The following is an 18,819-nucleotide window of genomic DNA, read 5'->3' as shown; positions in this document are numbered from 1 at the left end:
CTCACGTGTATTTGAGATGGCAGAAGCTGAAGTGTCGCATATCCGAAACGTAATACTCGCCAGATACATTTTTGTGGACGGACAGGCGCATATGAACTCACTCACTTTGTCCTCTGGCGTGTGGTCCGGGCTATCCCCGCTGCTCCGCAACTCATGGCGCCGTTGCGCCGAACAATACGCCATTCCCACAGATACCACGCTGGGTACGGATATTCTGTGCTCGGCCGAACTGCGGCAGGCACGCGAGCGCATGGGCGTGACCATGAAAATAGCCGACCCGGAACTGGACCGGCTGCATGGGATTGTCTCTACGCTGGATTATAATGTTCTGCTGGCCGACCCGGCGGGGATTGTCGTCGCCCGTCGTGGCGCTCCTCCGTTTGAAAAAGGATGCCGCCGCTGGCATCTGTGGCCCGGCGCCAACTGGGCGGAAGCCGTAGCCGGAACCAATGGAATAGGCACCTGTCTGGTCGAGGGGCAGCCAGTGACCGTGCACCGGGACCAGCACTGGTGCACAAATTTGCGATACCTGACCTGCTCTGCCGTGCCGTTTTACGGGCCTGATGGCCATGTTGCCGGAGCACTGGATGCCAGTTCCATCCGTTCGGACCCTTCTGGCCGTGTGGCGCTGATGATGGAGGCCGTGCTGGTTGATGCTGCGCGCAGGCTGGAGCGACGGAGTTTTTTGGAAGCTTTCCGTAACAGGACGGTCTTACTGCTGGGTGAAGGAAATGGCATATCCCTCCCCATGATCGCTCTGGACGATAAACGTATTGTAGTTGGTGCGACCTACGCCGCACGCACCATGTTGGGAATAGCCAACCCGGAGGTGACCAGTGTCTGTTTTGATCTGGGAGCCAGAGCCGCCGGTGTGCCGGATTTTCAGGAGGCGGAACGGACGGTCATAGAGGGGGCTCTGGCCATGGTGCAGGGCAAGATTGCACCGGCAGCCCGCCTGCTTGGTGTAAGCCGCTCCACCTTGTACCGAAAGCTGAAAAACCTGCCGCCTGCTCCGTCTTCCATAACCGGGTAGTTATGGGCTGTTCTGCAAAAAGGGCAGGACATTCTGGCAGATGATCAGTTCCTCATGGGTTGGCTCAACACGCACGCGGATTGCACTGTCGGGACAACTGATGATGCTCGCATGGTCCGCATTGGCCTTATGGTCCAGCTTGAGACCCAGCCAGCCCAGTGCCAGACAGACCTCCTGACGCAAAAGGGCGTCGTGTTCGCCTATGCCCGCAGTAAAGACCAGACCATCCAGCCCCCCCATAATGGCGGCAAGAGCCCCTGTTTCTTCCACAATCCGGTAGGCGGACAAGGCAAGGGCCTGCTGGATATGTTCCCGTAATATGGGGTCCTGCTCCGTGTCCATATGCTCGCGCAGAACGCGCATGTCAGACGATACACCAGAAACCCCAAGCAGCCCGGACTGATGGTACAGTGTGTTGACCATAGTGTCCCAGTCCGCTTTTTCTTCCCGCATCATGTAGAGCAGTGCGCCGGGGTCTATCATTCCGCAGCGGCTCCCCATCATTAACCCGTCCAGAGCGGAAAAGCCCATTGTGGTTTCAACACTTTTGCCCCCCTTTAATGCACACAGGCTGGCACCACTGCCCAGATGGGCCAGAACAGTGCGGCCCTTTGCCAGTGCGGGGTCGATCTGGAGCAGGCGCTGGGTTAGAAAATCGTAGGAAAGACCATGGAAGCCATACCGGCAGATGCCTTTTTCTTCATACCGGCGTGGGAGCGGTAAAAGCCGGGCGATTTCTGGCATGGTGCGGTGGAAAGCCGTATCAAAACAGGCAATCTGGAGCAGGTTGGGCCGGTAAGCCATGATGGCATGGACCGGGGCAAGGGTTTGCGGTTGGTGAAGCGGCGCAAAGGGTGTCAGGGCTTCCAGTTGGCGCAGGATTTCTGGCGTAACCTGTACGGGAGCTAGAAAATCTGGCCCTCCATGAACAATCCTGTGGCCAACCCCTACAATGTTGTGCTGACCCTGCTCATGGTCGGCCAGCCAGTCCAGAAGATGCTCCAGCGGTTTTTTCTGGCTGAGTGGGTAAGTCGCGTGGTCAATAAGCTGATCGTTCTGGTCGGACGCAAAAAAATGAAATGTTTCAACATCATACTCAATCCGTCCTTTGATCAGCTTTTGTATGAGGGGGTTCTGGCCGACCTGAAAAACCGTGAACTTGAGGCTGGATGACCCGGCATTGAAAACAAGAACAACGTCTGACATGGGTGGTTTTCCGCGGAACTGGGCGACTTAAAAAGCGGCATTCTGTTGCGCCAGATGTCTGGCGTACAGCGCACCAATGGCAGCGGACGCCAGACGGGCCTGCACGCTATCTGCCCGGCTTGTCAGCACAATGGGAACCTTGGCGCCTAGTGCTATGCCAGCAGAGTCCGCCTGCGCCATGAAGATCAGGTTTTTGGCCAGCATATTCCCTGCCTCCAGGTCTGGAGTGACCAGAATCTGCGCCTGTCCGGCTACGGGGGAGGACAGGTTTTTTATTCTGGCTGCTTCGGGGTCTATGGCGTTGTCCATGCCTAGAGGACCATCAAGTACCCCCCCTGTTATCTGGCCGCGTTCGGCCATTTTGCACAGGCTGGCAGCATCCACTGTGCTAGGGATTTTGGGGTTGATGACTTCCACAGCGGAGAGAATGGCCACTTTGGGCACTCCCAGCCCAAGCCCCGTATGCAGGTCTATGGCGTTCTGAACGATATCGCGCTTGGTTGAAAGATCGGGTGAAATATTAATGGCGGCATCGGTCACAAACAGCAGTTTTTCATAACCCGGAACAGCAAGTAGAAAAACATGGCTGATCCTGCGGCCAGTGCATAACCCATTGGTGGGGGATACCACGGCATGCATGAGGGCATCTGTATGCAGGCTGCCTTTCATCAATCCCTGCACATGGCCTGCCCGGGCCAGTTCTACAGCTTTTTGGGCGGCGGCTTCCGGTGTTGGTGCAGGTATGAGCTGGTAGGGGCTCAGGTCTATCTGGTTTTTGCGTGCGATGGCCTGAATACGCGGAGCATCCCCGATCAGAACAGGGTGGATGATACCTTTTTGTGCGGCATCCAGTGGTCCTGCCAGAGCGTGATCCTCGCACGGCCAGACAAGCCCGTAAGGAACCGGATCAGGTGCAAGGGCGCGGTTTATAAGGTCTGTAAAAAGCTGGTGGGATGTTGGCTGGCGTGATGGAGGCATGGACCCCGTAAAAAGGGGTGAAGTGTGTCTCATATCAGGTATGGCCCGCTCTGTGTGTTCCACCAGTTCTGCAACATGGCAGAAAGACGCGCCATTCGGCCGCGATCAGCCTAATGAATAGGCGAATTGGGTATTCTGGCAGATACAAGATTGGGTGATGGGGCCTGCACTGTTGTCACATTGGGCGGAGATGCACTGTCCACCACAATAACGGCCATTCCAGCAAGGGAAGATGGTGTTCTGTCTGGCCGCAGAAGAGCACGAAAACGCTTGTCGGTTGCTGCTTTGCGCTCATACTCCAAGTCCAGCAGACCGTTCTTGTCGATGTAGATATTCAGTGCGGCTGGGATGCGAATACACCCGGCTGAAGCCATATGCCCCAGCTTGCGTTCCAGAAAAACGGGGTCGGTTGCGTGCATTTCCAGACGGATCGGACCTTGTTCACGGCTGGGGAGCCACCCTTTTTCCGCAACCTGCCAGCCAAAATCCCAGACACGCATGCCTTTGGTGCCATTCCCCATGATCCCATTTTCATTTTTGGTGCCCTGCGCCCGGTAGCCTAGTCTTTCTGCCGTATTCGTAAAAATACCAACGGGCGTAATGTAGTGATGTTTACGGCCGATTGTGCCTGTGGATATGCGTGTGCAGCCAATAATGGTCCATTCTGGCGTATCTGGGCGGGCCACAATAACGCAGGCACGCTGCACGGCGGGGTTGCGGTCTGCAACCACCACGGCTTGCGGTATCTGAATAGCGTAACCAGACTGGATAATCTGCTGACGCGCCAGAGCTCGCCATGTGTCTTTTTGGGTAATGGTTGGGGTAAATGCGCCGGGCACATCTTTTTGGAAAAGACTCCGGAGCCGGTCTATTTCCGCTTGTATCTGCTTTTCATCCAGCTCAACGACTGGTGCTGGTGCTGGTGCTGGTGCTGGTGCTGGTGCTGGTGCTGGTGCTGGTGCTGGTGCTGGTGCTGGTGCTGGTGCTGCGTTAACCGGCACGGACGTCTTGAGCTGTGGTGTAACAGACGCTGTCTGTACGGGGGTGGGCTGCACGGCCTTGGCCTGTGGAACTGGTGCGGGAGTCTTTTTTGCCGGGGGAATATGCAGGGGTGCTGCTATGTCTCCATTAGGAAAAAAAACATGCGGAGAGGACTCTCCTACAGCTTTGGAGAGTTCTTCAGCAAAATCCGCGCTGGCGGAATACGGTGCTGCCTGAAGAGTTTGAGCAGCAAATAGGCAGCCAAACATAATCGGAAAGATTAAATGTCTCGCCGCGTACACCGGGTTCTGTTCTCCTGTTCTTTTTAAGTGCTGGTAACTATGGCACTTCTTTCTGGCAAGCGAAATATCCAAGATGACGAGTTTATTCTCATCATAGTGCATGCAAGGGCTGCGCCTGGGTTGAGTCTTGACTTTGAAAATCAGGGCAACCTGCATATGCCGGATGAAAGAACTGGCGGTTTGCTCAGGGTTGCAACATGATTACTCTTGAATATCCGCGTGCTCGACCCGGCAGGAATGGGGCGTGTGCCTTCTCATTGTCAGGCCGAAAGATAACATGAATGAGCAGAACTTGTGTCGGGTTGTGTCCTAAACACAACAGGACGGGTCAGTCGCGGAGTTGTGCTTTACGGATTTTGTTGACAGTAATTATTAATTGCATATACCTCCCCTATTCACATGATGTGGTGGGGTAAACTTATGAGCCACATGACCTTGCTGGCACGTCTTGTTAGAGCAGCCATGCTGCATCGCCAGCCTCAGGCCGTCAGAAGTGACCGGGGGCAGATCTCTGGTCAACTGGAGCCTTGTTATTTCTGGCGGAGTGGTGGTCTGGCTGGCAGGCACACTCTACCTCATGGCGAAGCGTAACTCATGGGGCCTGGCAGACAGGGTACGGGTTTGACGGTGTGTATGCAGCACGGGGGATGCTGATGTCCGCCCTGCTTCTGTTTGGAGCTGAAGGGTGCACTCTGCTGTGTGGAGTGTTGTGTTACCTTTCATCCCGGCATCAGTGCATTTTTACGTGCAGGCCCAACCCTCGGTTTTGCCAGTGTTCTGCCACAGGGCTGGGTGTGCTGGCTGTCTGCCTGCTTGGGAGCGTGGAAAGTACGCAGACCGCCTGTTTTATGGTCGTGCTTCTTCTCATGATCGTTTGTAGTTTTTTCCCCCTGCTTGTGGTCGTGCTTCAGTCTGGAAAAAAAGGTCATGACTGATCGGCCACTGACCAACCGGCAATGGCCTGCCAAGCTGGTGGCCGCCATTGTGCCCGGAATCATGTTCTCCTTTGGCTGCATGGCTGTAGTGGGGTTGCTGTGTCACACCACGGGAGAAACACGGACGGCTTCCTCCCAGTTTTTAATGTGGCTGGCAGTGCTGGTGTGGCTTGGCGTTATGGGAAGCTGTTTCCTGTTTCGTTCTGGCCTGCGTGCTTGGATCGTGCTGGGTGGAGCGGCCACATTTGTCTGGGCCCTGTTTGAAATACTGGCGAAAGTTATGACAGCATGAAAATTCGCCCCGACATTGTGCAGGTTTATCGGGAAGTTCATAGCTGGGTCGGCATTCTCTGTAGTCTGTTCCTGTTCGTCGCGTTTTATGCGGGCTCCATAAGCATGTTTGAACAGCCTTTACAGGTCTGGCTGACACCGGTTCCCTCTTTGCCAAAACCTGTAGAACTGGCAGACACGCCGCAGCTTTTGCAAAAAGCTTTTTCCCAATACCCGGATGCAAGCACACATTATATTATAGTGGTTAACCCGGATAACGCACGCCCTGCCCGCCTTATGTGGCCGCAGGACCCAACGCACAGGGGCCATGGTCCACAGGATTATGTGCTTGGTGCACTCTCTCCCAATGGAGATCTGCGCACCCTTGTTAGCCGCCCATCCGGGATCCCTTTTTTTATTGACCAGTTGCATGAACAGATCGGGCTGCCTTTGCCACATGCTGCGGCGCGTTACACCATGGGGTGTGTGGCGGCAGGTTATTTTCTGGCGTTGGTTTCTGGCGTTATTGCATTTTTACCGGCTTTGAAAAAAATGCTGTTTGCTCTCCGGCTCGGCACTGCCACGCGCAAGGTCTGGCTGGATCTGCATAATCTTGTGGGATTTTTTTCCCTGCCATTTCATTTTATTATGGCGATAACCGCAGTTGTCTTCGCTTTTCATGGGCCCATTTCTGCTCTGCAGGGAAAATTGTTCCAGCAGGGGCAAAGGACGGAACATGGCTTGACGCAACAGCATGACCCTGCAGAGAGCAGAAGTAAAAATAATGCCCCCCACAATGTTGTCAGTCTGGAGGGGCTGATGCCACCACAGGCTGTTCTGGGGGAGTTACAGAGGCAGGCTCCCGGTTTTGTCGTGGATACGCTGGAATATACAACGCAGTTCAACAAGGGAAAAAGCCGGACAATGCTCAGAGTCACCGGGCATGACGAGCGTTATCCCACGCTTGGGGTCTCTAATGGTTTTGCTGCGGTGGACCCGGCAAGCGGTAAGGTTTTATCGGCAGATTATCTGCCGGGGCATCAATCTGCCGGATTTGCGGCATTAACCGCGTTTATTGCACTGCATTTTGGCAGTTATGGCGGACTTCCCGTGCGATGGGGGTATTATTGCCTTGGGTTGGGGGGGGCATTTTTATTTTACACTGGTTGCCGGTTATGGATTATCGCGCGGCAAAAGCGGGAGCAGCATGCGGGAAAATCCAGTAAGCAGACAAGAGCCACATGGCTGCTCAGTTGCCTGACAACCGGGTGTCTTACAGGATGCATAACGGGCATTGCCATTTTATTTATATGCGCACCGTTTTTACCCTTGGGTGGAACTTATGCGCAGGCATCTTTTCTTTATTATGCGGTTTTTTTGTTCTGTATGGGGCTGGCTTTTATTCTGAGCGAAAGTCAGCGTGAACCATTGCTGCTTCGTGTGGCTGGTTGTGCCAATATTGCCATAGCGCCTGTTATGCTGGCCGCTATGGCTGGAGGACGCGCCACCATACCTTCCCTTGGGGTAGGTATGGTGGCGCTGGTGCTGGGAAGTTTTTTGTTGCATGCGGCCAGAGGATCCACATGCAGGCTGTCTGCCTAATGCACATGATGTTTCTCCCATTGTTTCACAAAAAAACAGTAGGAGAAACAAAAGTGGGCCAGACTCAGTAAATAATAACGGACCGGATGGATTTGCCATCATGCATCAGATCAAATGCATGGTTGATATCTTCCAGCCCCATTGTGTGGGTTACAAAAGGTTTAAGGTCGATCTTGCCTTCCATGGCATCTTCCACCATGCCGGGTAGCTGGGTCCGGCCTTTAACACCGCCAAAGGCTGAGCCTTTCCATGTGCGCCCGGTTACAAGCTGGAATGGACGGGTGGAAATTTCCTGCCCTGCGCCTGCAACACCAATGACAACCGATTGTCCCCAGCCACGATGGGCACATTCAAGGGCTGCACGCATGACATTGACATTGCCAATACATTCAAAGGTATGGTCCACACCCCATCGGGTTATATCCAGAATGACCTGCTGGATGGGTTTGTCATAATCCAATGGGTTCAGGCAGTCTGTTGCCCCCATGGATGTGGCGAGTTCAAACTTGTTCGGATTGGTATCTATGGCAAAAATTCTGCCAGCTTTTGCCTGTCGTGCACCCTGAATGACAGCAAGCCCAATGCCACCCAGCCCAAAAACGGCAACGCTGTCACCTGGCTGTACTTTGGCGGTGTTATGCACAGCGCCAATGCCGGTTGTGACACCGCACCCGAGCAGGCAAACATGCTCATGATCTGCATGGGGGTTGATCTTGGCAAGGGAGACCTCAGCCACAACCGTATATTCACTAAAGGTGGAGCAGCCCATATAATGGTACAAAGGCTGACCATTGTACGAAAAACGACTGGTGCCATCGGGCATAACCCCTTTACCCTGTGTTTCGCGCACGGCAATGCACAGGTTGGTTTTACCCGAGGTACAGAACTCGCATTTGCCACATTCAGCCGTATAAAGCGGAATAACGTGGTCTCCGGGAACGACCGAGGTTACACCTTCGCCGACCTCCACAACCACGCCTGCCCCTTCATGTCCCAGAACACAGGGGAACAGCCCTTCCGGGTCGTTGCCCGAGAGGGTGAACGCATCCGTATGGCAGACCCCTGTGTGCGTGATACGGACCAGCACCTCCCCTTTTTTGGGGGGGGCGACATCAATTTCCACAATTTTAAGGGGCTCGCCAGGAGCAAAAGCAACAGCTGCACGAGATTTCATGATTGTTCCTTGATGGTTATTTCAGATAGGTGCGTACGAGGGACAGAATGGTATCGATGCTTTGCTTTTTTCCTGCGTCGAGGTCTTGGCCAGAACCAAATTCCTCCTGCACATACATCCCCATAACTTCGGACATGAGGCCATTAACCGCTCCGCGTATTGCCGCGAGCTGCTGAAGCACTGGAGCGCAATCCGAACCGGCTTCCAAAGCGCGTTCCAGTGCATCACATTGCCCACGTATTCGCCGCAGACGGGTCAGTGCTTTTTTCTTATCTTCTGGAGTATGGGGCATTCTGCATGATGATCCTGTTACTATAGGGGAGTATAGTATGTTGCGATGGGGTTGGCTACAGTTTTATGCGTAGCCGCCATGGCTGTGCCAAGGAAACCTACATACCTCATGGCACTCCACCCGCCACTAGGAAGAGGGGATTAACGCCGGGATGCGGCCCTGTGCCCCATGTGGGCTGTGGAGTAGTTAACTCCTTTCTCCCAGAAGACTGTCATCTCCAGATGGAAGGGAGCATGCCCGGCCCTGTCGCTCTGTAAAGAATTATGGCTGCAAAGTTCGGGCCAACTCCGCTAGCGCTCCGATCTGTCGGGTCAGGAACGCACGAGTTGGGTCGTCTGTCAGGCTCAGTGTTTGTGGGTCAAGTTTGCTTGTGGCAAGCCCGATCATGATTTCGGGTTTGTTCAGAACAAAGGCGTCCAGAAAGACAAGACTCTGGCGTAAATGATACTGTGCCCGTGCCCCCCCGATCTGCCCGGGAGATGCGGTTTGGATCGCAACGGGTTTTTTGGCAAAAGGCTGCGGCGTTACGCGTGAGAGCCAGTCTATGGCGTTTTTGAGCACACCGGGGACGGAATAATTATATTCAGGCGTAACAATGATCACGCCATTTGCAGCCTGAATCTGTTCTGCCATGGTCAGCACTGCGGACGGAAACTCCTTGTCTTGCACGTCCTGACTGTAGTGAGGGAAATCGGCAATGCTACCCAGCGCGGAAATGGATACGCCTTCTGGTGCAAGTTGGGGCAGAGTACGGGCTATTGCCGCGTTAAGGGAAGCACTACGCAGGCTCCCCAGAAGCGTTACAAAATGCAGGTTTGCGGAGGGCGTCATGCTATTTGTCCTTTTTTGCAAAGCATCGGAATGGCTTTTGGCCGAGGGAAAGGCGGCCTAGCTGGGGATTCCGCCAAAATGGCCATTATTGAAGTCTTCAATGGCCTGCCGGATTTCTGCACGGGTATTCATGACAAAAGGACCATACCCTTCGATGGGTTCGTTAAGGGGGGCTCCGGTCAGCACAAGCAGGCTGCTTTGCACATGAGCATGAAGACTCACCTCTGTCCCCTTGTGTTCCAATAGAACGAGTTGCGCACTGCCAAGTTCCTGTACGTCATGAATACTTAACTGCCCTTCAAGGCAGACAACAGCCGCGTTATGCCCTTCCGGAAGGGATAGGGTGACCGATGCGCCCTGTGCCAGGTGCACATCCCATACATTCAGCGGAGAAAACACCCGGGCTGGCCCTTGGGTCTGTCCATATTCGCCCGCAATAACGCGCAGGGATCCCGCTCCATAAGGCAGGCCCACTGTGGGAATATCCCTGGCCAGTAGCGTCTGGTACGCTGGGGGGGCCTGCTTGTCTCTGGCGGGGAGGTTAACCCAGAGCTGGACCATTCTGAATGCACCCCCAGAGGCGGCATAGGCCGGGGAGTGGAATTCCTGATGCACAATGCCGCTGCCTGCGGTCATCCATTGTACATCTCCGGGGCCGATGGTGCCGCCTCCGCCAGAGGAATCGCGGTGTTCGACCTCCCCATCATAAACGATTGTCACAGTCTCGAAGCCCCGATGCGGGTGCTCCCCTACCCCGCGGCGCTCTTCGGTTGGCTGGAACTGGTGCGGACCAGCATAATCAAGCAGCAGGAACGGGCTGAGGTGTTGACCCAGCGTGGCGTAGGAAAAAAGGGAACGGACGGGAAAGCCATTTCCCACCCAATGCCTACGGTCATTGCCGTAACGTCCCAGAACCTTTTTATGCATGGTTTTTCTCCAGATATTGGAACAGGAACCACTCCCATGCTCCATGTTGCTTATCTTCAACATAGAAGTCGTGTAGTGTCCTACAAAGAGTTACGGATGAAACATTGCGTTGCATAAGTAGGACGATGTGAGACCTTAACGACTACTATTATTTTGTGCAGGTTGTGGATTACAGGGGGTTCTCTTCTGCCGCTCGGGCGATTGGTGTGCAAAAATCGCTCTTAAGCCGCCGGATTGCTGCGCTGGAAACGTTTTTGAATACCAGATTGCTGCAACGCTCTTCCCGTCATTTTTCCCTCACCCAAACAGGGCTCCGGTTTTACGAGCACTGCAAAGCCATGCTGGCCGAAGCGGAACTGGCGGAGCAGTCCATTGCCCAGTTACAGGCGGAACCCTGTGGTTCAATACGGATGAGTTGCCCTGTGGCTTTACTCAATTTTCAGTTCGGGGCTATTTTGTCCCGGTTTCTGGTGCGTTATCCTTCCGTTACCTTGCAACTGGAGAGCACAAACCGGCGGGTTGATGTTCTGCAGGAAGGGTACGACCTTGCGATGCGCGTGCGTTTTCCCCCCATTGCCCCTTCTGATCTTGTTATGCGGGTTCTGGATACCAGTACGCAGTGTCTGGTCTGTACGGCGGATGTATTGACGGCGCATCTGGATACTCCTGCTGATCTGGCCTCTTTTCCCAGCATGGATTTTCATACCAACCCGGCGGAACACTTCTGGTGTTTGGAAAATGAGCAGGGGCAGTCTGCTACGGTTTTTCACACACCACGGTTGATAACGGATGATCTGGCCGTGCTGCGGGAGGCGGCTCTGGCAGGTGTTGGTATTGTGCAGTTACCAACGATTATGGTGTGGAAAGATATTCAGGCCGGACGGCTCGTGCAGGCTCTGCCGCAATGGACGCCACGTGCCGGTCTCGTTCACGCTGTTATTCCATCCCGTAAAGGCATTATGCCAGCGGTGCGGGTCTTACTGGACTTTATGGTCGAGGAATGCCGCCAGCAACGGCAAATGGCGACATCTACCTTTCTGGCACAGAACCCGTGAGCGTTTTTGGCTTCACGGGCTGGCAGTTTTATTTTTTTTGTGGGGAAATAATAAATTATTTGTTGCGATAATAAATTCCGGTGTTATCGCACTGATAAATGGTCTGGGCAGATGTAAAAAATCCAGTAGAAGGCTGTGTTCCAGTAATGACGCAATGGTGTTCCAGAACAAACTGGTCCCACTGCTTCGAACGGTAATTGTTCAGGACCTTAGAGCCACCCCACATGATCCCACCAACAATGAGGAAAGCTGAAAACCACAAAATAAATTCTTTTGTGCTCTTAATCATGTTTCATATCCTTGCAGGATGTATCTGGTTTCAGGCACTTAATTTTGACCTTCGCCCATACGAAACAGAGCGACAAACGCTATCTAATTACTTTTTACCTGTGTTGCAAATAGCGTACCAACGCTCCACGCTACGGTAATGACTGCCCCAGTTATTACGTTTATTTATAATTCAACGCGCAGTGATGTTGAAAGTTTTTCACGATCGCTTATGCCGCGCACGGTTTGGCCTTTAATGGCGGAAATCAGGGCTGTTTTATCGGGTGTCCATGGCAGGGTCATATGACAACAGGGCTGCCCACACAAACAAATGTGCGGACAGCCCTGTTATCATCATTTCAGGAGCGCATATTTCGCACAGCCCGGATTTAGGCTGCGGCGAGCAACTGGGCGTCTGATGCAGAGCCAAAGAACTCGTAATGAATCTGAGCGGGAGCAACCCCCTGTGCTTTAAGGGCCAGAATGGTATCCAGCATGAACTGCTCAGGCCCGCAGACCCAGTAATGCGTATCCGGCTGAACCTGCGTTGCCAGCCATGCGGCTGTCATGCGGCCGGAGTGCAATGCCAGTCCGGGCAGAGGGGACGCGTCTGCCGGTGCGCCAGCGCTGTAAAAAATATCAGCCTTGATAACACCTTCAGCCACCAGTTTTTGCACATAGGGGGCAAAAGCCTGCGTGTCGGGGGCATGTGCCCCATGCACAAAGTGAATCGGACCATGGGGAAGTTTTTCAACTGCGCCCAAAGCGGAAATAAAGGGTGTCAGACCAACGCCAGCGCTGATGAGCACGTTCTTTGTGTTCGGCTCAGGCGTCAAGACAAAATCACCCGCAGGGGCAGAAACCTGCAATACGTCCCCTTCCCTGACCGTGTCATGAAACCAGGAGGAAACCACGCCACCATCAGCCTTGCGGATGCTCAGGCGGTAATGGTCGGATGCGGGTGCGGATGAAATGCTGTAGTTGCGGCGCTGGGACCCATGACCGGGAATATCGAGCTTAAAGCTCAGATACTGGCCGGGTTTGTGCTGCATAACGGGCTTATTGTCACTTGGCACTAGCTCAAACGAGCGGATTGTGCTGCTTTCCACCACAATCCTGCGCACCGTAAAGCTGCGCCATCCGGTCCAGCCTCCGGGGGTGTCTGCGTGTTCCTGATAGATCTGCTTTTCCCGGCCGATCAGAACATCGGCCAGAAACCAGTATGCCTTGCCCCATGCATCCATAATTTCAGGCGTTGCGGCATCGCCCAGTACGTGAGCAATGGCGCCAAGTAGGGCTTCACCCACAAAGGGGTAGTGCTCTGGCAGAATGTTAAGACCAACATGTTTTTCGGCAATACGTTCAACCATGGCGCCAAGTGCGCCCAGATTGTTGATATTGCGGGCGTAGGCCAGCACGGCAAGAGCGAGGGCCTTGGGCTGCTCTCCGTCCTTCTGGTGTGACATGTTGAACAGATCACGAATTTCCGGATTGGACAAAAGCCTCCGGTACATTTCGTGCGTGATATCTAACCCATGGGCTTCAAGGGCGGGAACGCAGGCGGAAACAATTGACCGGGTTTTGTCATCAAGCATTGTGCTCATGGAACGCATCCAAAAGATGTAAAATACAGATACCTTTACTAGAGCTGATTACATAAGGTGTCAATGGCATACATCTTATGTTTGATGAATATGCGCAGCCAAAACCATGAGTGCTATGAATAAAAAGAACCAAGGCATGCAAAACTTGCATATCGGGTGAGTAATCCGTTACAAGGGACAAAATTCAATAAAAAAGAATGCAATATGGCAAATTTGACAGCGCTTTTGACCGACGCCGCAATCTTTGTGTTTTTCCCTTGGGCTCTGTGGCGGCTCATGCAAAAAGCGCTGCCAATAGCCGTGTTGCCCATTCTTGTGGGTATTGCCCTTGCCGTATGGCATGTGCCCGTGCAGCAAATGGGTATTCCCTCCGTTTACGGGAACACAATTGGCTGGGTTGCCGTGCTGGTGCTGGCTTTTACCGCCGGGCTGGAAATGTGGCAGCATCCCGGTGGGGAGCCTTCGGGGCAGGACTTTGCACAGCCCACAATCGGTCGGCTGTTTGGTGGGGCTGCCGTAGCACTGGGTATTCCCTTTTGTGTCGGCACGTTTCTGGCTTACACGGTTTTTCTGCATCTTCATGGCTGGCAGGCACCAGACGCAACGCCTTGGGTGGCTGCGGCATCTATTGGCCTGTGCATGGCAGTTAGCGCCCTGCCGGTTCTGATCGGTGTTGTGCGGGAGCTTGAGACCGCACAAAAACCTTTGGGGCAGTTAGCGCTCAAGCTGGCCGTTGTGGATGACGCGGCATTATGGATCGGACTGGCGGCCCTGCAATTTGCCGCCCGTGGTTCTGCCGCCCTGCACGGCTGGACGGGGCTGGAAGCGCTGGCTGTTCTTTTGCTGGTGGGGCTGGCTGCTGGAGGGTACTGGGCTTCTCACCATTTCCGTCATCCATCATTGGCGGTTATCTGGCTGGCTGTGCCGGTTTATCTGGCGGCCGGGTCCTGGGCGAGCATGCAGCTTGGCCTGCATGAGTTGATTGGTGCCTATTTTGCCGGTGCGATCATGCCACCGAGCTGGGTGCGCCGCCTGCCGGTGGAAGCTGTGGGAACTTTTGCCCTGATCTGGTTTGCCCCGATGTTTTTCGGCCATAGCGGGCTGCATATTAACGGGGATGCCTTAACATGGCCTTCTGTTGTGGTATCTTTGTCGCTGGTTGTCATTTCCATGGTGACCAAAATTGCAGCCGTTTATATTTACCCACCCGCAGCCAGCCTTAAACCAAGGCAGGCGCTTGGTGTTGGTGCCCTGCTCCAGTGCAAGGGGCTGATGGAAATTGTGGCAGCAACCATTTTACATGGTCAGGGTATGCTGTCAGACTTCGGGTTTGCATCCCTTATGGTTCTGGCCGTTATTTCCACCACACTCACAGGTCCATTATTCAGGCTGTTTGCTCCTCGTCAGTCCGGATCTGCGTGACAGGCGGGGCCAACAGCGCCCCTCACAGCATTGTCATACCGCTAGGTCTTGGCAAAAAGTCCGACTTGTCCAAGACCTGAACAGGTTTAAAAGCCATGCACAGGCACAATCGATACGGCGAAGGAGCTGGAACCCTGATGCCCAGCACTCCCACAACAGAACAGGATAGCGCGCCGCGTTTGCTGGTATGGCTCGCCGTCGCTCTTTTTCTTTCCTACCTTGCTGTTGCGATGTCCATGCCAACGACCTCGGTTTATGTGGCCATGTCGTTGCATATGGGTAACGCCCTTGCCGGGCTGGCAGTTGGTGTTGCGTTTGTATCCACCATTCTGACCCGCGGCTTCGCAGGCCGGCTTGCAGACCATAAAGGTGGCAAACGCTGCATGCTGTTGGGTCTGGCCTTTTATGCCGCAAGTGGCGTTCTGGCCCTTATGGTTGCATGGCTGGCAACGCCCTGGGCGGCATTTGCCATGCTGATGATAGCGCGCCTGATGCTGGGGCTGGGTGAAAGCCTGACAGTTGTTGGCCTGCTGGCATGGGGGATCGGACTGATGGGGCACCAGCGTTCGGGGCGGGTGCTATCCATTGTGGGAATGGGGATGTACGGCTCTCTGGCAGCCGGTAGCCCTGTGGGTCTGGCCCTGTACGATCAGGGAGGATATCCACTGGTCGCGCTTGCCTGCATGGTTGTGCCATTGCTTGGGTTCGCCATGGCGGCACCCGTTGTGGCCGTGCCACCTCATGGGGGAGAGCGACAGCCCGTCAGCCGGATTATCAACAGAATTTCCGATCTTGGTCTGGTGGTCTTTTTTCAAGGAATCGGGTTTGCGGCCATTGGCGCCTTTATGCCGCTTATGTTTTTGCACAGGCATTGGCCACATGCGGCTATGGGGCTGACTTTTTTTGGCGCAGCGTTTGTGCTGGTCAGGGTGCTGTGCAGTCATCTGCCAGATAAGCTGGGGGGCGCGCGTGTCGCGTTTGTGTCCATGATGGCGGAAACCTGTGGGCAGATTCTGCTGTGGCAGGCATCTGGTCCCACTGTGGCGCTGGCTGGTGCTTTTTTGACCGGCTGCGGCTGTTCCATGATTTTTCCCTCCATGGGGGTGGAGGTTGTCAGGCGGGTATCTCCGCAGATGCGAGGAACAGCCATGGGTGGATTTGCGGCTTTTCAGGACCTTGCCTATGGGGCCACTGGTCCTCTGACCGGGCTTCTGGCCGAATGGGCTGGAGACAGTGCCATTTTCATGGTTGGCAGTCTGGCGGGGTTTGGTGGGCTTCTGCTGTCTGCCCGTCTGGCATGGCATGAACGCGCCGCAGCGACGGCGGACTAGAAACAACAGGAGGGATAGGCCTATGAAACCCGGAGTTATAGTCGCCGCACTTCTTTTTGGCTGCCCTGCTCTTGGCTATGCGCAGACTGTGCCTGTGGCGTTGACCCATATACGGATTATAGAGGGCACAGGTGCTCCACCTGTTGAGAATGGAACCGTTCTCATGCAGGACGGTGTAATTGTTGCAGCCGGTCGGGATATACCTCTTCCCCCCAATACCCGTATTCTGGATCGCTCGGGGATGAGCGTTTTACCTGGCCTTATTTCTGATCACAGTCATATCGGCCAGTTGCAGGGTGTGCAGACTGGGCCGCAGTTTTATACAGCAGACACGATTACAGCCGAACTGGCGCAGTACAGGCGTTATGGGGTTACGACCGTTACAGCGCTGGGGAACAATGTTCCGCGTGTGTTCGACCCCATGCGCAAGGACGCCCATATGGGGCTGCTGCCAGCAGACCTGTTTGGAGTTGATCAGGGGATTGGCGTGCCTAAGGGAGCACCGCCGGTTCATGTCGCTCCAGATCAGCTCTTCAGGCCCAGCACGGAGGAAGAGGCCCGGCAGGATGTGGACACCATGGCGGCGGAAGGCACAGACCTGATTAAAATATGGGTGGACGATTTCGACCACTCTCTTCCCGTTAAAATGGACCCAGCCATTATCAAGGCGGTCGTGGATGAAGCGCACCAAAAACACCTGCGTGTAGCCGCTCATATTCATGATCTGGACGATGCGGAACATGTGGTGGCAGCCGGGGTTGATATTCTGGCTCATGGTGTGCGGGACAGGTTTGTGCCTCCATCTTTTGTGGCCATGCTCAAGGAGCGGGGGATTTGGTACATCCCCACACTGGAACTGGATGAAGCCACAATAGTATGGGCCGACCAGCCTGCATGGGTGAAAACCCCGTTTGTTGAGGCTGGACTGTCTGCCCCCTTGCAGCAGCAGATCAATAATCCCGTCTGGCAGCAGGAAAACAGAACAGGCAGCAAAGCCGATTTTGCCCGTCGCTCCCTTGCGACCAATCTGCAGAACCTGAAAATATTGTGGACCGCAGGCGTTAAAATCGGATTTGGCACGGATAGTGGAGCAACACCCCTGCGGGTTGCCGGGGTTGCGGAGCATCGGGAACTGGCTCTGATGGTGCAAGCCGGTCTGCCTCCCCTGCAGGCGTTGCATATTGCAACGGAGGCAGCCGCGGCATTACTCGACCTGCATGACCGTGGTGTTATTGGTGCAGGTAAACGAGCGGACCTTCTGGTTGTTGCAGGCAACCCTGCCAATACGATTTCTGATACCGACCGGGTGGTGGAAACATGGGAAAATGGCTCTGCTGTAACCGGTCCCATACCACTCACAACCCGGTAGGGGCTGTTGGATAACACATTACGCCAGGAAGCGGGCAGATTAGGCATGCCGGAATGGAGGGAGGCAGGAATGAATAGATTGGGTTCTTTTTTGCTTGTGACTGGTTTATGGGTAAGCCAGTTGCCAGCGGCACCTGTGCAGGCACAGACCATAACAGATAACAACGACCCCGCTTTTGGCCGTAACGGGCACGTCCAGATTATTGCCAGCATACCCACACCGGACCCTTCTGGCATTGCTGTGGTAAATGGACGTCTGTTTCTGACTTTCCCCAAGCATGATGGTGATCATACAGGCCCGGTGCTGGCTGAGTGGAAGGATGGACATCTGCTTCCATTTCCTTCAGCCGCATTTTCGGCTGGATCAGGCGGGGCTCCGCAGGCTCGACTGATTTCGCCTCATGGGATGACAACAGATACCAAGGGAAACCTGTGGGTTATTGATGACGGCAAGATCAAAGGGCAGCCCATTCCTGCAGGTGGCGCCAAGGTGGTTGGGATCAATCCCATAACAGGGCAGATTATTGCCAGTGTGCCTCTGACCAATGCGTTGCTGCCCCAAAGCCATATGAATGACCTGCGCATAGACCTGACACATGGTGCAAAAGGTACGGCATTCATTACAGATAGCTCGTTTGATGGGCACCCGGCTCTGGTTGTGCTGGACCTTGCCACGGGTAGGCAGCGCCGCGTGCTGGAAAATACGGTCTCTATTCTGCCTGATCCGGGGTATCAGACTGTGCTGGATGGGCGCGTGCTGCATTATGACCCGGCCCACCCGACCTTTCCCGCAGGTGGAGCGGATGGTATTACCCTGTCTGCCGGGTCCGAACGTGTTTATTACGCCCCTCTGGCCAGCCGACGCTTATATAGCCTGCCGACAGATAAACTGGCTGACTTTTCCCTCAGTTCCGCCCAGTTGGCGGCTCTGGTTGTAGATGAAGGGGAAAAAGGGGCTGCGGACGGATTGGCGACCGACCCATGGAACCGGATTTACACCACAGCAGCCGACCATGATGCCGTGTTTCGCCGTAACCCGGATGGCACGTTTGAACTGCTGGCTTCGGACCCACGGTTTGTCTGGCCAGATGGCATTTTTGCAGATCATCAGGCCGTTTACGTGGTGCTGGGGCAATGGAACCGCCTGCCTCGTTTGCATAATGGGCAGGACTTGCGCAAACCACCCTTTCTGGTGGCCAGAATCCCCATTACGGCCCCTTGAAAAATGGCGCGTGCAGAGG

General features: G+C 54.6%; 19 protein-coding genes and 1 pseudogene. 11 read left to right on the top strand and 9 right to left on the bottom strand.

Features of this window, described 5'->3' with window-relative positions:
* The first annotated feature begins 91 nt into the window (after positions 1 to 91).
* Complete coding sequence (locus tag HNR55_RS00175) at positions 92 to 1,033, top strand: helix-turn-helix domain-containing protein (protein ID WP_166109734.1); 942 nt, start codon at positions 92 to 94, stop codon at positions 1,031 to 1,033.
* Here HNR55_RS00175 and HNR55_RS00170 read toward each other — a convergent pair whose 3' ends face one another.
* The 3 genes from HNR55_RS00170 to HNR55_RS00160 all read right to left on the bottom strand — a co-directional run bounded on the left by HNR55_RS00170 (position 1,034) and on the right by HNR55_RS00160 (position 4,467).
* Positions 1,034 to 2,239 carry an acetate/propionate family kinase gene (locus tag HNR55_RS00170; protein ID WP_166109731.1) on the bottom strand — a complete coding sequence of 402 codons (1,206 nt, stop codon included), beginning with the start codon at positions 2,237 to 2,239 and terminating at the stop codon, positions 1,034 to 1,036.
* A gap of 27 nt (positions 2,240 to 2,266) precedes the next feature.
* Positions 2,267 to 3,250 (bottom strand): bifunctional enoyl-CoA hydratase/phosphate acetyltransferase, encoded by a 984-nt coding sequence (locus tag HNR55_RS00165; RefSeq protein WP_198911903.1) that lies wholly within the window; start codon positions 3,248 to 3,250, stop codon positions 2,267 to 2,269.
* 77 nt (positions 3,251 to 3,327) lie between these two features.
* Positions 3,328 to 4,467, bottom strand: coding sequence for a L,D-transpeptidase (locus HNR55_RS00160; protein WP_184382488.1), 1,140 nt, complete (start codon positions 4,465 to 4,467; stop codon positions 3,328 to 3,330).
* 72 nt (positions 4,468 to 4,539) lie between these two features.
* On the opposite strand from HNR55_RS00160, the gene HNR55_RS00155 reads away from it, so the two are divergent.
* From HNR55_RS00155 to HNR55_RS00145, 4 genes are all read left to right on the top strand, one after another.
* On the top strand, positions 4,540 to 4,701 hold the full coding sequence (locus tag HNR55_RS00155; protein ID WP_166109728.1) for a hypothetical protein: 162 nt from the start codon (positions 4,540 to 4,542) through the stop codon (positions 4,699 to 4,701).
* A gap of 292 nt (positions 4,702 to 4,993) precedes the next feature.
* Entirely contained in the window at positions 4,994 to 5,125 is a 132-nt protein-coding gene (locus tag HNR55_RS16840) for a hypothetical protein (RefSeq protein WP_260400814.1), read from the top strand.
* A 302-nt stretch (positions 5,126 to 5,427) separates the two neighbouring features.
* The gene (locus HNR55_RS00150; RefSeq protein WP_166109726.1) at positions 5,428 to 5,727 is read left to right on the top strand and encodes a hypothetical protein; all 300 of its coding nucleotides are present in this window, start codon (positions 5,428 to 5,430) and stop codon (positions 5,725 to 5,727) included.
* Entirely contained in the window at positions 5,724 to 7,307 is a 1,584-nt protein-coding gene (locus HNR55_RS00145; RefSeq protein ID WP_166109724.1) for a PepSY-associated TM helix domain-containing protein, read from the top strand. Before HNR55_RS00150 ends, HNR55_RS00145 begins: the two co-directional genes overlap by 4 nt.
* A gap of 64 nt (positions 7,308 to 7,371) precedes the next feature.
* Here HNR55_RS00145 and HNR55_RS00140 read toward each other — a convergent pair whose 3' ends face one another.
* From HNR55_RS00140 to HNR55_RS00125, 4 genes are all read right to left on the bottom strand, one after another.
* Positions 7,372 to 8,481, bottom strand: a complete 1,110-nt coding sequence (locus HNR55_RS00140) for an S-(hydroxymethyl)glutathione dehydrogenase/class III alcohol dehydrogenase (RefSeq protein ID WP_166109722.1) — start codon at positions 8,479 to 8,481, stop codon at positions 7,372 to 7,374.
* A 16-nt stretch (positions 8,482 to 8,497) separates the two neighbouring features.
* The gene (locus HNR55_RS00135) at positions 8,498 to 8,773 is read right to left on the bottom strand and encodes a metal-sensing transcriptional repressor (RefSeq protein WP_166109720.1); all 276 of its coding nucleotides are present in this window, start codon (positions 8,771 to 8,773) and stop codon (positions 8,498 to 8,500) included.
* Positions 8,774 to 9,034: 261 nt separating this feature from the next.
* Positions 9,035 to 9,604: an NADPH-dependent FMN reductase gene (locus tag HNR55_RS00130; protein ID WP_166109718.1), complete on the bottom strand. Its 570-nt coding sequence runs from the start codon at positions 9,602 to 9,604 to the stop codon at positions 9,035 to 9,037.
* Between the two features lie 57 nt (positions 9,605 to 9,661).
* The gene (locus tag HNR55_RS00125; protein WP_166109716.1) at positions 9,662 to 10,531 is read right to left on the bottom strand and encodes a pirin family protein; all 870 of its coding nucleotides are present in this window, start codon (positions 10,529 to 10,531) and stop codon (positions 9,662 to 9,664) included.
* Positions 10,532 to 10,677: 146 nt separating this feature from the next.
* Here HNR55_RS00125 and HNR55_RS16835 point away from each other — a divergent pair.
* Positions 10,678 to 10,830, top strand: a pseudogene (locus HNR55_RS16835) (LysR family transcriptional regulator); the annotation flags it as partial.
* Positions 10,831 to 10,869: 39 nt separating this feature from the next.
* Positions 10,870 to 11,586: a LysR substrate-binding domain-containing protein gene (locus HNR55_RS00120; protein WP_260400843.1), complete on the top strand. Its 717-nt coding sequence runs from the start codon at positions 10,870 to 10,872 to the stop codon at positions 11,584 to 11,586.
* 55 nt (positions 11,587 to 11,641) lie between these two features.
* Here HNR55_RS00120 and HNR55_RS00115 read toward each other — a convergent pair whose 3' ends face one another.
* Both HNR55_RS00115 and hmpA read right to left on the bottom strand, forming a co-directional pair.
* Positions 11,642 to 11,875, bottom strand: a complete 234-nt coding sequence (locus HNR55_RS00115; protein WP_166109714.1) for a hypothetical protein — start codon at positions 11,873 to 11,875, stop codon at positions 11,642 to 11,644.
* Positions 11,876 to 12,242: 367 nt separating this feature from the next.
* Entirely contained in the window at positions 12,243 to 13,457 is a 1,215-nt protein-coding gene (gene hmpA, locus HNR55_RS00110) for an NO-inducible flavohemoprotein (RefSeq protein ID WP_166109712.1), read from the bottom strand.
* 204 nt (positions 13,458 to 13,661) lie between these two features.
* Here hmpA and HNR55_RS00105 point away from each other — a divergent pair, with 204 nt between their 5' ends.
* From HNR55_RS00105 to HNR55_RS00090, 4 genes are all read left to right on the top strand, one after another.
* On the top strand, positions 13,662 to 14,879 hold the full coding sequence (locus HNR55_RS00105) for a cation:proton antiporter (protein WP_166109710.1): 1,218 nt from the start codon (positions 13,662 to 13,664) through the stop codon (positions 14,877 to 14,879).
* Between the two features lie 137 nt (positions 14,880 to 15,016).
* Entirely contained in the window at positions 15,017 to 16,210 is a 1,194-nt protein-coding gene (locus HNR55_RS00100; RefSeq protein WP_166109707.1) for an arabinose transporter, read from the top strand.
* Positions 16,211 to 16,232: 22 nt separating this feature from the next.
* Positions 16,233 to 17,579 (top strand): amidohydrolase family protein, encoded by a 1,347-nt coding sequence (locus HNR55_RS00095; protein WP_166109704.1) that lies wholly within the window; start codon positions 16,233 to 16,235, stop codon positions 17,577 to 17,579.
* A gap of 69 nt (positions 17,580 to 17,648) precedes the next feature.
* The gene (locus HNR55_RS00090) at positions 17,649 to 18,800 is read left to right on the top strand and encodes an SMP-30/gluconolactonase/LRE family protein (RefSeq protein ID WP_166109701.1); all 1,152 of its coding nucleotides are present in this window, start codon (positions 17,649 to 17,651) and stop codon (positions 18,798 to 18,800) included.
* Positions 18,801 to 18,819 lie beyond the last annotated feature (19 nt).

It is taken from the genome of Acetobacter lovaniensis (assembly GCF_014207635.1).
Classification (GTDB): Bacteria; Pseudomonadota; Alphaproteobacteria; order Acetobacterales; family Acetobacteraceae; genus Acetobacter; species Acetobacter lovaniensis.
Note: the sequence above shows the minus strand (reverse complement) of the source record. Positions and strands in the feature narration are given on the sequence as shown.

Coding starts and splice junctions, on each gene's coding strand:
- HNR55_RS00175 (WP_166109734.1), top strand. CDS start 92: ATGAACTCACTCACTTTGTCCTCTGGCGTGTGGTCCGGGCTATCCCCG.
- HNR55_RS00170 (WP_166109731.1), bottom strand. CDS start 2,239: ATGTCAGACGTTGTTCTTGTTTTCAATGCCGGGTCATCCAGCCTCAAG.
- HNR55_RS00165 (WP_198911903.1), bottom strand. CDS start 3,250: ATGAGACACACTTCACCCCTTTTTACGGGGTCCATGCCTCCATCACGC.
- HNR55_RS00160 (WP_184382488.1), bottom strand. CDS start 4,467: ATGTTTGGCTGCCTATTTGCTGCTCAAACTCTTCAGGCAGCACCGTAT.
- HNR55_RS00155 (WP_166109728.1), top strand. CDS start 4,540: ATGGCACTTCTTTCTGGCAAGCGAAATATCCAAGATGACGAGTTTATT.
- HNR55_RS00150 (WP_166109726.1), top strand. CDS start 5,428: ATGACTGATCGGCCACTGACCAACCGGCAATGGCCTGCCAAGCTGGTG.
- HNR55_RS00145 (WP_166109724.1), top strand. CDS start 5,724: ATGAAAATTCGCCCCGACATTGTGCAGGTTTATCGGGAAGTTCATAGC.
- HNR55_RS00140 (WP_166109722.1), bottom strand. CDS start 8,481: ATGAAATCTCGTGCAGCTGTTGCTTTTGCTCCTGGCGAGCCCCTTAAA.
- HNR55_RS00135 (WP_166109720.1), bottom strand. CDS start 8,773: ATGCCCCATACTCCAGAAGATAAGAAAAAAGCACTGACCCGTCTGCGG.
- HNR55_RS00130 (WP_166109718.1), bottom strand. CDS start 9,604: ATGACGCCCTCCGCAAACCTGCATTTTGTAACGCTTCTGGGGAGCCTG.
- HNR55_RS00125 (WP_166109716.1), bottom strand. CDS start 10,531: ATGCATAAAAAGGTTCTGGGACGTTACGGCAATGACCGTAGGCATTGG.
- HNR55_RS00120 (WP_260400843.1), top strand. CDS start 10,870: ATGCTGGCCGAAGCGGAACTGGCGGAGCAGTCCATTGCCCAGTTACAG.
- HNR55_RS00115 (WP_166109714.1), bottom strand. CDS start 11,875: ATGATTAAGAGCACAAAAGAATTTATTTTGTGGTTTTCAGCTTTCCTC.
- hmpA (WP_166109712.1), bottom strand. CDS start 13,457: ATGAGCACAATGCTTGATGACAAAACCCGGTCAATTGTTTCCGCCTGC.
- HNR55_RS00105 (WP_166109710.1), top strand. CDS start 13,662: ATGGCAAATTTGACAGCGCTTTTGACCGACGCCGCAATCTTTGTGTTT.
- HNR55_RS00100 (WP_166109707.1), top strand. CDS start 15,017: ATGCCCAGCACTCCCACAACAGAACAGGATAGCGCGCCGCGTTTGCTG.
- HNR55_RS00095 (WP_166109704.1), top strand. CDS start 16,233: ATGAAACCCGGAGTTATAGTCGCCGCACTTCTTTTTGGCTGCCCTGCT.
- HNR55_RS00090 (WP_166109701.1), top strand. CDS start 17,649: ATGAATAGATTGGGTTCTTTTTTGCTTGTGACTGGTTTATGGGTAAGC.